Consider the following 13,547-nt stretch of genomic DNA (forward strand, 5'->3'; position numbering starts at 1 on the left):
GATCTACACTCGAAAATGTAGCACTTGCCGGACCTTTTATTACTTCTATCCGTTCCAGGTTATTGGTTAAAGGCTGATTAAAATAATATTGGCGGGTACGCATGCCATTAATAATAGCACCTTCTTCGTTCTGGTTAATTCCCCTGATCGAAAATTGGTTGTAATAGCTGCTTTGCGATACACTGGTTACATTTTTAACTGCATCAGCCAGTACAGCCGCCTGTCTGTCGGCAATTAATTCTTTCGAAACCGAAGAAATAGCCTGTGGTATGTCCTTGTTCAAAGTAGCCGTTTTGGTGGCCGAAAACGAGTAGTTGCCATAGTACTTTTTGCCATTGGTGCCTACCACTTCAACGGTCTGCAATTCTTCGTTGGTGCTTTGCAGCACAATTGCATCCAGTTTTATATCACCAATGCCATTAACGGAGTAGATGCGATTAAAAGTGCTGTAGCCTATGGCACTAATGGTAATGGTGTAATTGGCTGTTTTAGGTAAAACAACCGAAAAATTACCGAGCGAATCGCTGCTTGTATTCAGTTGATCTTTCCCATTCTTAAATTTAATATTGGCTTTTTGGATAGCTTGGTTTTGAGCATCGATCACTTTTCCACTCACTTTGATCTGAGCAAAAGTGACCAGGCTGAATGTGCAGAAGAGCAATAGTAAACAGAGCACACGGAAAATAGAATGGCCTTTATATGTTGGGTACATGAAATGGATTTGTTTTTAAATAGTTTGTAAGTATAATTCCTGAAGATCGGCCGCAGTAATATCGCTGGCTTTAAGTGTATGGATCAATTCGCCTTGTTTCATAATGCCAATGTGCGAACCTACATTTACCGCATTAAAAATATCGTGCGTAGCCATCAGAATTGATTTGCCCTCGGCAGCCAATTGTTTAACCAGTTGGGTAAATTCTGCGGTGGCTTTTGGGTCTAATCCACTGGTAGGTTCGTCCATTAAAATGATTTTTGCATTTTTGGCTAAGGCAATTGCAATTCCTACTTTTTGACGCATGCCTTTACTAAAGCCCGATAAATGTTTATGGTGGGCAGCTTCCTGTAAACCACATTGCTTTAAAAAACCGATCAAGCTTGAAGTACCATAGTTAAACCCTGCCAGTTTAGAAAAGTAATCGAGGTTTTCGATGGCCGAAAGATTGCTGTAGAGCATAACCACCTCGGGAATGTAGGCCAGGTGTTTCCGCCGTTCGTCATCATGCGCGGAGATTTCTTCGTTGTCGATTAAGATTTTTCCGCTACTTGGCTCAATAAAACCTAAAAATAAATTAATGGTAGTGGTTTTTCCGGCACCGTTTTGGCCCAGCAGGCAAAATACTTCACCAGGGTTAACGGTTAAATTAAGCTGATTTAAGGCCCGGTAAGATTGATAATTTTTGGATAATGAAATGGCTTGAAGCATAATAAAATATTGGCGCATACCAAACAGGCATGTGCGTTAAACAGAGTGAATTTGAAGGTTATGAAAAGAAACTTCTTGTATGAAGATTAAGCCATTAGGCTTGGCGGGCCTTTATTGGCGCAGCATAAGATGTAAGCAACAGGATGCCTCATGAGGTAAACGCAAGGTTTAATCGTTGGTTTAACTATGGATAAAGCAAATGCAATAGGAGCAGGAAAATCGAAAAAGTGCGATCGGTGTTTCAGTACTTCGCACAATTTGCATTTTAGCTTCGCGGAACTTAATTGTTTAAGTGGATGCGCCTCACTACAGCTTTGCTTGCTGTAACCGGTTTTTTCGGCACCATGGTGATGCAGGCTTTCTATCAGTGTTGCATTAAGAAATACCGCCAATAGCAATACCGCCCATATACGGGCAAAAATTTCTTTGCGATATGTGTACACTGAATATTTCAATGCAACAAAGTTACATTTAAAAAATTATAAATCAAGTACTGTGTTGTTCTGTTATTGCTGAGTCGCTTAACTTTATGTCGTTTAATCGACTGTGGAATAAATATTATTTGTCCTTTGACTGCGCTGCCATTGTCAAAAATTGGCGTCATCTCGACTGGACCCGATAGCTATCGGGTGCAACGGAATGGAGAGATCTTTGAAGCAAATTATAGAAATGAAATTTAAAAGATTTCTCCTTCGAAGGAGTTCCTTTGGAACACTACGGTCGAAATGACGATCCTTCGAGACCGTTTATCTCCTTAAAATCCGCTGTCAATTATCTTGATTTATGCAATAAATTATCACTCAGGGTGACATTTCGATTGGGGAATCAGCGTATATATGTCAATCGTTTAATTGACTTTGGACTCCCGACTCCAGACTTCGGACTCCCAACTAACCCCAATAATTCTTACCTTTATTTCAAGCTATGGATCCTAAAGAAACACTAAAAGCGCATATTTTAAAAACGGCTAATTTAACCGACAAAGAGTTCGATTATTTATTTTCCCATTTCAAGTTACAGTCTTTTAAAAAGGGGCAGGCCATCATTAGCGAGGGAGATAAGGTAGATCACGAATATTTTGTGATCTCGGGCTGTTTAAAAGCTTTTTTTATCAACGATGAAATCAAGATGTATATCCTGCAGTTTGCGATGCCTACCTGGTGGACATCGGATTATGGTGCCCTGTACAACCACACCCGTGCAACCATAAGCGTAGATTGTCTTAGCGATGCAGAAGTATTATGTCTTTCTAACGATGACCGCGAAAAAATCTGCAGCGAAATCCATCAGGCTGAACATTTTTTCCGGTGGAGGACAAACAGGGGCTATCTGGCTTCGCAAAAAAGGCTGTTATCTTTTATGAATAACGATACCAAAGCCCGATACGAGGAACTTTTGGCCATGTACCCTCAATTGTATAATCTCGTGCCCAAACATTTAATTGCAGCCTATTTGGGTGTTTCCAGAGAAACCCTGAGCAGACTTTACAACGCACAAAAATAACGCTTGCAGAATGTGATGTACATCACCTAAGTCCTGTAAATTTCCTCCTTTACTTTGTGTTGTCAAATCACTAACGATTGATAAAACAAAGAAATGGAAACTACAAAATTTGAAATTGTAAGCGCTCAAAGCAACATCAACTGGACTGGTAAAAAAGTTACCGGCGCACATAACGGAAACATCACGATTAAATCGGGTTCACTAAGTTTAAACGATGATAAACTCATCAACGGAAACTTTATTATCGATACCACCTCTATCGTAATATTGGATGTTACTGACCCTGCAACCAATGCACAATTCGCCGGACATTTATTCTCTGAAGATTTTTTCGCAACCGATCAATTCCCTGAAGCCACATTTGTCATCACAGCTGTTGATCAAACCAATGAAGATAATACTGTAATTACTGGCGATTTAACCATTAAAGGCATTACACATGCGGTAATTTTTGCGGCAGATGTTGTGGTTAATGGCAATACCTTAACAGCTTCCGGTAAAATCTTTATCGACCGTACCAAGTACAACATGAAATTCAGATCGGGTAACTTTTTCACCAACCTTGGCGATAACCTGATCTACAATGAATTTGAGCTCGATGTAAAATTAACCGCATCATTAACTATTTAATCGAACAGCCATGCCATACGTAAAAATAGAAGTAACCCGCGAAGGTGTTACACGTGAACAGAAACAGACCTTAATTAGTGGAATAACCAGGCTGATTACCGAAGTATTGGATAAAGATCCAAAGCTTACCCATGTAGTAATTCAAGAAATCGAATTGGATGATTGGGGCTATGCAGGCGAACAGGTATCGGTATTGCGCGAAAAAGGGATAACAGCAAATAATAAATAATCATCAAAAACATGAAAACACTAACTGTCATTATAACAGGCGCATCAACAGGTATTGGTCGTGCAATTGCAGCTTTATTTTTAAAACAGGGTCACAATGTGGTGATCAACGCTGCAAATGAAAACAATTTAATCACTGCTTTCAATGAATTAGGATCGCACCACCAATTGGCGATGGTAGCTGGCGATATCAGCAATATAAACACAGGTAAACGATTGGTAGAAACTGCCATAGCGCGTTTTGGTGCTGTAGATGCGCTGGTAAATAATGCCGGTATTTTTGAAGCAAAACCTTTCTTAGAGGTAGATGAAGCGCACCTGGACAGATTTTTGAACATCAATTTAAAAGGCACATTTTTCACTACTCAGGCAGCCATCACGCAGATGTTGAAACAGGATGGTGGTGCCGTTATTAACATCGGAACGGTATTGGTAGATCATGCCATTGGTGGCTTTCCTGCTACAGCACCCATTTCAAGTAAAGGTGGCATCCATGCTTTAACCAAACAATTGGCTGCAGAGTTCGGCAAAAACAACATCCGGGTAAATGGCATCGCTCCTGGGATTATCAGAAGTCCGTTGCAGGCCAAAAATGGCATTAGTGATGCGGATGCATTTGCGGGTTTACATTTATTAAACCGTATTGGCGAAACACAGGATGTTGCTCAACTGGTCCTGTACCTGGCAGAAAGTAATTTTGTAACAGGCGAAATCATCAATTTAGACGGAGGTCATGTAGCAGGTCATCACATTGGCTAAGGATAAAAATTAAAACAAAAACCGGGTATGCAAAGGGAAATCATTAAGCCCGGGCATACCTTAAAAATTAAAACCATGAACAATTACACTGAAAACGCAAATGCAATAGCAGAGGTACTGTCATCTTATTTTAAGGGCGTTTTTAATGGAGATACCGCACTGCTCAGAAAAATATTTCATCCACAGTCTATATTGGCTGGTGATGTAAACGGCATTCCATATTTTAAAACACTTGATGAATATTTAGAAGGTGTAAGTAAGCGCAAAAGTCCGCAGGAGCTCAATGAAACATTCCGAATGGAAATATTATCGATAGAAATTATCAATTCTATTGCAATTGCCAAAGTTCATCTGCCTATTTTTGATTTTAATTATTACGACCTTTTATCATTAAGTCTAACCGATAGCGGGTGGGTGATTGTGAATAAACTTTTAACCAACGTAAAAATTTATTAAGATGTGGAACAGAACTAAAATAACCGAACTTTTAAAAATCGAATACCCGATTTTATTAGGCCCAATGGGCGGTGGATTTTCAACACCTGAGCTTTTAGCAGCCGTATCAAACGCTGGTGGTTTGGGCAGTATCGGCGCATATACCTTAAGTCCTGAAGAAATTATCGAAACCGATAAAATTGTAAGAACAAAAACAGCTAAACCTTACAACATCAACCTATTGGTGAAAGATGTAGATGAGCGTTTGCTTAATTATCCATCAGAGAAAATAGAGGGAATTAAACGATTATTCAAACCTTTTTTTGACGAATTGAGTATTCCCTTACCCGATCTTGATGCCAATATTCCTTCAAAATTTTTGAAACAGGTAGAAACGCTTTTCGAGCTGAAACCCGCAGTATTTAGTTTTATATTCGGTATACCTTCAAAAGAAATATTAAACGAAGCAAGAAAGCTAGGCATTAAAACGGTGGGTGCAGCAACCACATTAGATGAAGCTTTAGCACTCGAAGAAGCCCGGGTTGATGCCATTGTAGCAACAGGATTTGAAGCCGGCGGACATCGTCCTTCGTTTCTTAAACCGGCGGATGAATCGTTAACAGGAACTTTTGCATTGATCCAGCAGGTAAAAGCGAAAACAAAAATACCTATAATTGCTGCCGGTGGTATTGCCGATGCTAAAGGTATAAGGGCAGCATTAACGCTTGGCGCAGATGCAGTCCAGATCGGTACCGCCTTTTTAGTAACCGACGAATCTAATGCAACGCCTATGCACAAGGCAAAACTTTTCTCTGAAGAATCAAAAAATACAGTACTTTCTAAATCATTAACAGGGAGAATGGGCCGGATGATTGCTAACCGGATATCCGGTGCTATTCGTTATGAAACTGAGGTGTTGCCCTTTCCACTGCAAACCCGGTTAATGGGGCCGTTAAGAGCCGCTGCCATTGAACAGGGCAAAACAGATATGTACAATTTCTGGTCGGGACAAAATGCGGTAAACTTAAAATATACATCTGCAAAAGAATTAATGCAGGTGTTGATTAGGGAGATGCATTAGTTGATTGGTTCATTAGTCATTGGTCATTAGTTCATTGGTCATTGGTTCATTGATCATTGGTTAATTGGTCATTAGTTCATTGGAAACTGAGAACTGTAAACTGAGAACTGTTCCTTCCTTCATTTTCTTATTTTGTCTATTCAATAATGCAACATTTATGCTGCTTTACGAAAAATATGTAAATTGAGCCGTTATTTTTTTGCTTAGTATTGCAAAGATATTCCTTATACTAATGAAACCTGATGATTTACAACTATGGCCTGATAGTTTGCTTGTTAGCGATATGCAAAGCAATGATCGGTCTGCGTTCGAAAAAATTTACAACAGGTATTGGAGCAAGTTATATTTATCTGCCTATTATATTTTACGCAACAGGGAGGCCGCTGAAGATATTATACAAGAAATATTTGTGAGCCTTTGGTTAAAACGGGAGTATACCTCGGTTGATAATCTCAATAATTATCTGTTTACTTCAGTTCGTTTTCAGGTATTTAAAGCCATTAGAGATGGAAAATTACGCACCGATTTACTTCATGATACCGACCTTTTGGTGAGTCCGCATAATGCCGAAAATGCTTTTGCTGAAAAAGAGATTGCGCAACGTTTAGACAAGAGTATTGAGCTGCTGCCTCAAAAATGTAAAGAAATTTTTATCCTGAGCAGAAAAGAGCACCTTAGTGTAAAAGAAATTGCCGACCGGCTAAACCTTTCGCCAAAAACGGTAGAAAACCAGATTACCATTGCATTACGCCGCCTGCGTACCGATATGGGCGAATTCTTATTTTGGGCCATTTTATTACTGGCTGGCATTTGGGATAAATAAGTCTGCGCTTATTCTCCTATGCAAATTTCAATCTAATTGTTTACCGTTACTTAACTTTGTTTAATTTTAATTAGCTGTTACATAGTTTGTTATGTAAAATCTAAAATTTCTTTTGGGGGATATAATCCGTTTTAGGTACATACACCAAACCACAAGCAATTGAAAAAAGCAGAATTAACAAATTTAACAGAAAAATACATAGCCGGTACTGCCAGTGGAGAAGAACGTTTTAAGTTAGAATCCTGGTACAATAATCAATTGAACCAAAATACTTTGGCAGGAGAAAAACAGTTTGATGAAGAAGATCAGGTTGGCGAAAAGATTTTTAATAAGATTAATCAACAAATAGATCAGCAAGAGAAAAAACGACCGGGCAGGTATTTTTACCGTATAGCTGTTGCCGCCTCATTAATTGCCGTTTTAGGATTTGGTTGGTTTATTTTAAGTAAACGTGCCGATCTTAAAAAAATAAATAAATCAGCTAGCTTAATTAAGCCCGGAGGTAACAAAGCCTTTTTAACACTTGCCGATGGAACTAAAATTAATTTAGATCAGGCGTTAAATGGTACAATAGCCAGGCAGGAGGGAATTCAAATTACCAAAACAGCTGATGGGCAATTGATTTATACCATTTTAGAAAATAAATCAGCACCAGCTAAACCAGGTTTTAACACCATCAGTACACCAGCTGGCGGCCAGTATCAGGTTACCCTGCCCGATGGAACGAAAGTCTGGTTAAATGCATTATCATCATTAAAGTACCCAACCGCTTTTACAGCCAAATATAGAATGGTAGAACTTAGTGGTGAAGGTTATTTTGAAGTAGCTAAGAATAAAAACAAGCCTTTCAAACTTAAAACATCAAAACAGGAAATAAGCGTTTTGGGTACCCATTTTAATGTGAGTGCCTATGCAGATGATGCCGAAATTAAAACAACCCTTGTAGAAGGTGGGGTAGCCGTTAAAAACTTTAATCCGCAGGCCACAGGTTTGCTAAAACCAGGCCAGCAGGCTGTTTTTCAGGGTACAGGTTTCAAAGTGAGCAATGTTGATGTAGAAGAATATATCGCCTGGAAAAATGGCTTCTTTATGTTCAATAATGAAGGAATTAAAGAAGCGATGCAGAAATTGGCCAGGTGGTACGATGTTGATATTGAGTATGTTGGAGATTTTGATGGAATTTATTTCGGGGGATCTTTTTCTAAACACAACAACCTGCAGGAAACCTTAAAAATATTAGAGTCTACCGATAAGTTTAAATTTAAGATAGAAGGAAGGAGGATTAAAATTTTAAAATAATACTTTAAATTTTAATCTGAAAAACGGATTTCGAGTGCAATCGAAACCCGTTTAAAGCTTTAGATTAAAATTGTCCCAACAATAACCAAATAGTTAAAACAATTTAAATGTAATAGCAACTGCTATAGGCATTTAACTCAACCTAAAACCTAACAAATGTATGAAAATTTACGATTTTAATTTATATGGTACAAGCCGTATAAAGAATAAAATTCTGTTATCTATGAAGCTAACCATCTTATTGCTTTTTATAGCCATTTTACACGTTAATGCGGGCAGTTTTGCACAAAAAAATATAACGCTTAACGAGAAAAATGCCTCGTTACAAAAGGTGCTTAAAGCAATAAAAAATCAAAGTGGCTACAATGTATTTTTTATTCAGAGCGATTTAAAAAAGGCAAATACAGTAAGTATTGATGTAAAAGATATGCCCCTGGCCGAAGCTTTAAACCAATGTTTTAAAAATCAGCCCTTAACTTATTCTATCCAGGCCAATACCATTGTGGTTAAAGAGCGGCCTGCAAATATTGTCCCTGCCAATAAGCCAGAACAAAGCGCACCTGTAAACAAGGTTATCGATGTGATTGGTACTATTTTAGACGAGATAGGCAAGGGTATACCAGGCGCCAGTATTAAAATAAAAGGCAAAGAGCAGGGTACGATGAGTGATGAAAGCGGAAACTTTAAACTGACCGGTGTGGCCGATGATGCCATTTTGGTAATCTCTTATTTAGGTTATCAAACCAAAGAAATAAAAGCATCAGCAACAGTAAAAGTTACTTTGGTGCCGCAAAGCAACGACTTAAATGAGGTGGTAGTTGTGGCTTATGGTACGCAGAAAAAATCGAGTTTGACCGGAGCTATTGCCACCATTACCCCCAAACAATTAAAAGAGCGTCCTGTAACCTCGATACAAAATGCTTTACAGGGTATTTCGCCAGGATTAACCATTTTGCAACGCCCTGGCGATGTAAGTGCCAGTGCTACAAGTAATACAGGTGTAAACATTAGGGGAAGAAGCAGTTTAGCAGGTGCAGGTACTCCACTTTATATTATTGATGGTATTCCGGCCAGCTCGCAGGAATTTGCTTCATTAAATCCTAACGATATTTCGGGCATGTCGGTATTAAAAGATGCTTCATCTGCCGCTTTATATGGTTCGAGAGCTGCCAATGGTGTAATTATGGTAACCACCAAACGTGGTGGCGGAGATAAAGCAACCATCGAGTTTAATGCCAATTACGGCTGGCAATCGCCTACCCGTATTGCCAAATATTTAGGATCGGTAGATTATACCACACTTTATAACGAAGCCCTTACCAATGTTGGCCGTAATCCGATATATACCCCGGCACAGATAGAATTGTACAGAAACGGTTCCCAGCCAGATTTATATCCCAACACCGATTGGTATAAAGAGGTTTTAAGAGAAAGTGCACCGTTGGGCGATATAAATTTAAATATCAACTCACCCGGCAAAATTACCAATAGTTATTTGGGCTTAAGTTATTTAACCCAGGAATCGCTAATCCCAAATAAAGACCAGGACCGTTTCAGTGCAAAATTAAATACCGAAACCAAGGTTATCGAAAATATTTTAAAAGTTGGTACCAATATATCATTTATCAACCAGGCTTTCGATCGCCTGGGTAATTTATCCTGGACAGAATTAAACCGCTCTTTACCTACCACTGTTTTTCGCCAAAGCAATGGCCAATGGGGGTCAGTAAATAATGGTACAGTAGCCAGTAGCTCTATTCCTTATCGTAACCAGGCCCGTCTGGTTGCCGAAGCAGGAAAAGGAAGCGATAGAAATAACCTGTTACAAACTGCTGCAAATGCGACATTAACCCCATTAAAAGGTTTATCGATTAATGGATTGGTTTCGTTAAAGTTTACCAATAACAACAGTACTGCCTTTAGCAATACCATGACGCCGATTAATAATTTTTTAACTGGTAATCCAATTCCACTTCCGGCAGGAGTAGGCACACAGAACGATTTAAGAGAATACTGGGTAAAAAGAAAAGAACTGTTAATACAAGGTACGGCCGATTACGAACGGACTTTCGGTAAACATTATGGTAAGTTAACTTTGGGCGCATCCCAAGAAAGCAACGTGTTCCGTCAAGCATTTGTGGGGCGTAGAAATTTCCCTAATAATGATTTAAGTACAATTATCAATGGTTCTACCAATGGGGAAGATATCGTAGCAGATGCTGATGGTGTATTGGCTAACAATACTACTGCCGAAGAATGGGCTATGCGATCGATGTTTGGCCGTTTCAATTATACTTTTAATGAGAAATATTTATTAGAGTTAAATGCACGTATCGATTATTCTTCGCGTTTCCGTGAAGATGTACGTAGGGCCTTCTTCCCGTCGTTTTCAGCCGGATGGATAGTTTCTAAAGAAAACTTTATGAAAGATATCAGCTGGATCGATAATTTAAAAATCCGTGGTTCGTATGGTTCATTGGGTAATCAGGATGTAGTGGCCGTTGGTAACTATTTTAACCGCTTAAATTCTGGCTATCAATATAGTTTTGAAGGTACTGCACAAGGCGGAATCTGGCAAAAAGATGGCTCGTGGCCAACAACTACCTGGGAAAAGGTTTACATGACCGATTTTGGGGCCGATATGACCTTCTTTAAAGGTAAACTCGAAATCACTACCGATTACTATATCAAGGATACCAAAGATCTTTTATTGCGCAATACGGCACTGGCTACCTATCCGCTTACAGTGCCATTTACCAATTCGGCATCAACCCGTAATACAGGTTTCGAATTGGCCATTAATCACAACAATAAAATAGGTAGAGACTTAACTTTTAGCATTGGTGGTAACTTATCATTAATCAAAAGTAAAATCACAAAAATCGGTGCCGATGGTAATGATAACTTTCCTACGGGAGATCCAAGTTTTCCAGATAATTCGCAGATACAGCGTTTAGGCGAGTCAATAGGTTCCTTTTATGGTTATATTGCTGATGGTCTTTTTGTTAGTAATGCTGAAGTGGCTTCGCATGCTTTTCAGGATACACGTACAAGGGCTGGCGATATTAAATACAGAGATTTAAATGGAGATAATGTAATTAATGCAGCAGATCGTACCATTATTGGAAACAATGTACCTTTCATTAACTATGGCTTTAATTTAAGTGCAGCTTACAAAGGTTTCGATTTCAATATCCTTACTTATGGTGTGGCTAAAGTAAAAACCTATTTAGGGCAGGAAGCATCTACACCTTTCTTTAACGGAGCAAACGCAAAAGTACAGTTGTTAAACCGCTGGACTAAAGAAAACCCTGATCCGAATGCCGATTTCCCAAGAACATTATTAACGGCCGATGCTGGTCATAACATTGATAATTATTCTTCTTTCTGGTTGTTTAATGGTGCATATTTCAGGGTTAGGGGAATTACTTTGGGGTATACCTTACCACAGAACGTAATTAAAAAAATCGGACTGTCTAAACTAAGAATATACGGTACAGCCAATAACCCATTTACCATTATGGCCGATAAATGTTTGGGAGATTACGATCCTGAGTCTGCCTCGGGCCGCGGTGGCTACCCAGGGATTAAAACATGGTCGTTTGGTTTAAGTGCAGGATTATAAAATGATTAGAAAAATGAAAAAGATATATATAATTACAAGCGTACTATTATTAAGTGCAATTGTTTCTTGTAAGAAAGATTTTTTAGAGAGGCCACCATTAAACGTAGTATCTGAAACTACTTTTTGGAAAAATGCCAACGATGTTTACCTGGCAGTTAACGGTGTGTATAGCCAGTTGCCGGGCGATGATATGGTTTATGATGATGCAGCTGCAGATAATGCACATGCGCAATACCCATGGGAAAGTTCGGCCACAGATGTATCGTCTGGTAATGTAAACTCTACATTAGATGCGGGGTGGGGATTTACCGGAATCGGCCGGGCCAATTACTTTTTAGATAATGCTGATAAAGTAACCGCTATTGATAAAACATTGCTCGATCGATATAAAGCAGAAGTGCGTTTTATTAGGGCCAATGCCTATTTCTGGATGCTTTGTAAATTTGGCGATGTGCCTTTAATTACCAAAACAGTTACACTTGGAGAAGAAAATGTGCCGCGTACACCAAGGGTGCAAGTATTAAAATTTGTGGTAGATGAGTTAGATGCCATAGCCAAAATTTTACCACAAAGTTATGCTGGTGGCAAACCAAATGAAAAAGGCCGTATTACAAAAGGTGCCGCTCTCGCTTTAAAAGCACGTGCGCACCTGTACGAAGGGCAATGGCAGCTTGCAGCAGATGCCGCAGGCCAGGTAATGACATTGGGTTACGATCTATTCAAAGTAACAGCAGAAGATGCCTTAAGTGCTAAAGATGATTATAGTGTATGGGTAGATTTCACCAATGCCGATGATCAGAAAAAATTCCGTTTAGGCTTGCGTAGTTACGAAGCTTTATTCCAACAGGCAAACGAGGGCAACATAGAAGTTATTTTAGATAGACAGCGCATTCCACAACAGGATGCAAATTTCTTAAATACACTTTTACCATCTGGCGATCTTGGTGGATGGGGTTCTATAGCACCAACACAAGAACTGGTTAACAGTTACCCAAGTTATAAAACTGGCGATTTAATTACACCACCATCACCAGCACAAAGGGCAGCATGGTATAAAGCGAAAGATCCAGCCTTTAAAAACGAATATAAAAACAGAGATCCCCGTTTTTATGCCAGTATTTTATTTGATGGAAACCCATGGAATGCCATCGAAGATGATTATTCATTTAAGTGGACTGAAGGTGCAGGTAACACCGCCTTAACTGGTTACAGTGTGCGTAAAATGGTTGACCCTAAAATTTATAGAGATCAGATTGATAACCATGCAAATAATATTTTAATCCGTTATGCTGAGGTTTTATTAACCTATGCCGAAGCCAAAAATGAGTTAACAGGCCCTGATGCAACCGTATATGATGCCTTGGATAAAATCAGGACGCGTGCTGGTATGCCTGTAATAGACAGAACTAAATATGCCACGCAAGAAACCTTAAGGGCATTAATCAGAAATGAGAGACGCATTGAGCTGGCTATAGAAGGACAACGTTATATGGATATCAGAAGATGGAAAATTGCGCCACAAGTAATGAAACCGATATATAGTATTGCCGATGCCGCAAAACCGATCCAAGAAAGAACCTGGACTGATAAATTATACCTAATGCCAATCCCGCAGGCACAGATAGATCTCTCTAAAGGCGTTTTAAAGCAAAACAGCGGATATTAGCAAACACACAACACATAATGAATAAATAATGATTAAGAGGGGTGTCCAAAATATTTGGATACCCTCTTAAAATTA

At 39.1% G+C, this 13,547-nt stretch carries 13 protein-coding genes; 10 read left to right on the top strand and 3 right to left on the bottom strand.

What is annotated here, in order from left to right; translation table 11 throughout:
- The 3 genes from ASU31_RS18195 to ASU31_RS18205 all read right to left on the bottom strand — a co-directional run.
- A partial coding sequence (locus ASU31_RS18195; protein WP_157258093.1) for a carboxypeptidase-like regulatory domain-containing protein occupies positions 1-712 on the bottom strand: 712 nt, incomplete at its 3' end.
- Positions 713-727: 15 nt separating this feature from the next.
- Positions 728-1,423: an ABC transporter ATP-binding protein gene (locus ASU31_RS18200; RefSeq protein ID WP_057933709.1), complete on the bottom strand. Its 696-nt coding sequence runs from the start codon at positions 1,421-1,423 to the stop codon at positions 728-730.
- 86 nt (positions 1,424-1,509) lie between these two features.
- Positions 1,510-1,878, bottom strand: a complete 369-nt coding sequence (locus ASU31_RS18205) for a hypothetical protein (protein WP_057933710.1) — start codon at positions 1,876-1,878, stop codon at positions 1,510-1,512.
- 469 nt (positions 1,879-2,347) lie between these two features.
- Between ASU31_RS18205 and ASU31_RS18210 the strand changes: the two genes are divergently transcribed.
- From ASU31_RS18210 to ASU31_RS18255, 10 genes are all read left to right on the top strand, one after another.
- On the top strand, positions 2,348-2,926 hold the full coding sequence (locus ASU31_RS18210; protein WP_057933711.1) for a Crp/Fnr family transcriptional regulator: 579 nt from the start codon (positions 2,348-2,350) through the stop codon (positions 2,924-2,926).
- Between the two features lie 93 nt (positions 2,927-3,019).
- Positions 3,020-3,556 carry a YceI family protein gene (locus ASU31_RS18215; RefSeq protein WP_057933712.1) on the top strand — a complete coding sequence of 179 codons (537 nt, stop codon included), beginning with the start codon at positions 3,020-3,022 and terminating at the stop codon, positions 3,554-3,556.
- Positions 3,557-3,566: 10 nt separating this feature from the next.
- A complete protein-coding gene (locus tag ASU31_RS18220; protein ID WP_057933713.1) occupies positions 3,567-3,785 on the top strand; it encodes a tautomerase family protein in 219 nt (72 codons plus the stop codon).
- 11 nt (positions 3,786-3,796) lie between these two features.
- The gene (locus ASU31_RS18225; protein WP_057933714.1) at positions 3,797-4,543 is read left to right on the top strand and encodes an SDR family NAD(P)-dependent oxidoreductase; all 747 of its coding nucleotides are present in this window, start codon (positions 3,797-3,799) and stop codon (positions 4,541-4,543) included.
- A 27-nt stretch (positions 4,544-4,570) separates the two neighbouring features.
- Positions 4,571-4,999, top strand: a complete 429-nt coding sequence (locus tag ASU31_RS18230) for a nuclear transport factor 2 family protein (RefSeq protein ID WP_209435017.1) — start codon at positions 4,571-4,573, stop codon at positions 4,997-4,999.
- 1 nt (position 5,000) lies between these two features.
- The gene (locus tag ASU31_RS18235) at positions 5,001-6,059 is read left to right on the top strand and encodes an NAD(P)H-dependent flavin oxidoreductase (protein WP_057933715.1); all 1,059 of its coding nucleotides are present in this window, start codon (positions 5,001-5,003) and stop codon (positions 6,057-6,059) included.
- Between the two features lie 232 nt (positions 6,060-6,291).
- Positions 6,292-6,882, top strand: coding sequence for an RNA polymerase sigma factor (locus ASU31_RS18240; protein WP_057933716.1), 591 nt, complete (start codon positions 6,292-6,294; stop codon positions 6,880-6,882).
- Between the two features lie 159 nt (positions 6,883-7,041).
- Complete coding sequence (locus ASU31_RS18245; protein WP_057933717.1) at positions 7,042-8,181, top strand: FecR family protein; 1,140 nt, start codon at positions 7,042-7,044, stop codon at positions 8,179-8,181.
- A gap of 223 nt (positions 8,182-8,404) precedes the next feature.
- Positions 8,405-11,806, top strand: coding sequence for a TonB-dependent receptor (locus tag ASU31_RS18250; protein WP_167346201.1), 3,402 nt, complete (start codon positions 8,405-8,407; stop codon positions 11,804-11,806).
- Between the two features lie 13 nt (positions 11,807-11,819).
- A complete protein-coding gene (locus tag ASU31_RS18255; protein ID WP_167346202.1) occupies positions 11,820-13,472 on the top strand; it encodes a RagB/SusD family nutrient uptake outer membrane protein in 1,653 nt (550 codons plus the stop codon).
- Positions 13,473-13,547: the final 75 nt, after the last annotated feature.

This window comes from Pedobacter ginsenosidimutans, assembly GCF_001442625.1.
Classification (GTDB): Bacteria; Bacteroidota; Bacteroidia; order Sphingobacteriales; family Sphingobacteriaceae; genus Pedobacter; species Pedobacter ginsenosidimutans.

Bases quoted from the DNA above. Each gene is read 5' to 3' on its own strand.
- ASU31_RS18240 (WP_057933716.1), top strand. From the start codon at position 6,292: ATGAAACCTGATGATTTACAACTATGGCCTGATAGTTTGCTTGTTAGC.
- ASU31_RS18220 (WP_057933713.1), top strand. From the start codon at position 3,567: ATGCCATACGTAAAAATAGAAGTAACCCGCGAAGGTGTTACACGTGAA.
- ASU31_RS18230 (WP_209435017.1), top strand. From the start codon at position 4,571: ATGCAAAGGGAAATCATTAAGCCCGGGCATACCTTAAAAATTAAAACC.
- ASU31_RS18200 (WP_057933709.1), bottom strand. From the start codon at position 1,423: ATGCTTCAAGCCATTTCATTATCCAAAAATTATCAATCTTACCGGGCC.
- ASU31_RS18215 (WP_057933712.1), top strand. From the start codon at position 3,020: ATGGAAACTACAAAATTTGAAATTGTAAGCGCTCAAAGCAACATCAAC.
- ASU31_RS18235 (WP_057933715.1), top strand. From the start codon at position 5,001: ATGTGGAACAGAACTAAAATAACCGAACTTTTAAAAATCGAATACCCG.
- ASU31_RS18250 (WP_167346201.1), top strand. From the start codon at position 8,405: ATGAAGCTAACCATCTTATTGCTTTTTATAGCCATTTTACACGTTAAT.
- ASU31_RS18225 (WP_057933714.1), top strand. From the start codon at position 3,797: ATGAAAACACTAACTGTCATTATAACAGGCGCATCAACAGGTATTGGT.
- ASU31_RS18255 (WP_167346202.1), top strand. From the start codon at position 11,820: ATGAAAAAGATATATATAATTACAAGCGTACTATTATTAAGTGCAATT.
- ASU31_RS18210 (WP_057933711.1), top strand. From the start codon at position 2,348: ATGGATCCTAAAGAAACACTAAAAGCGCATATTTTAAAAACGGCTAAT.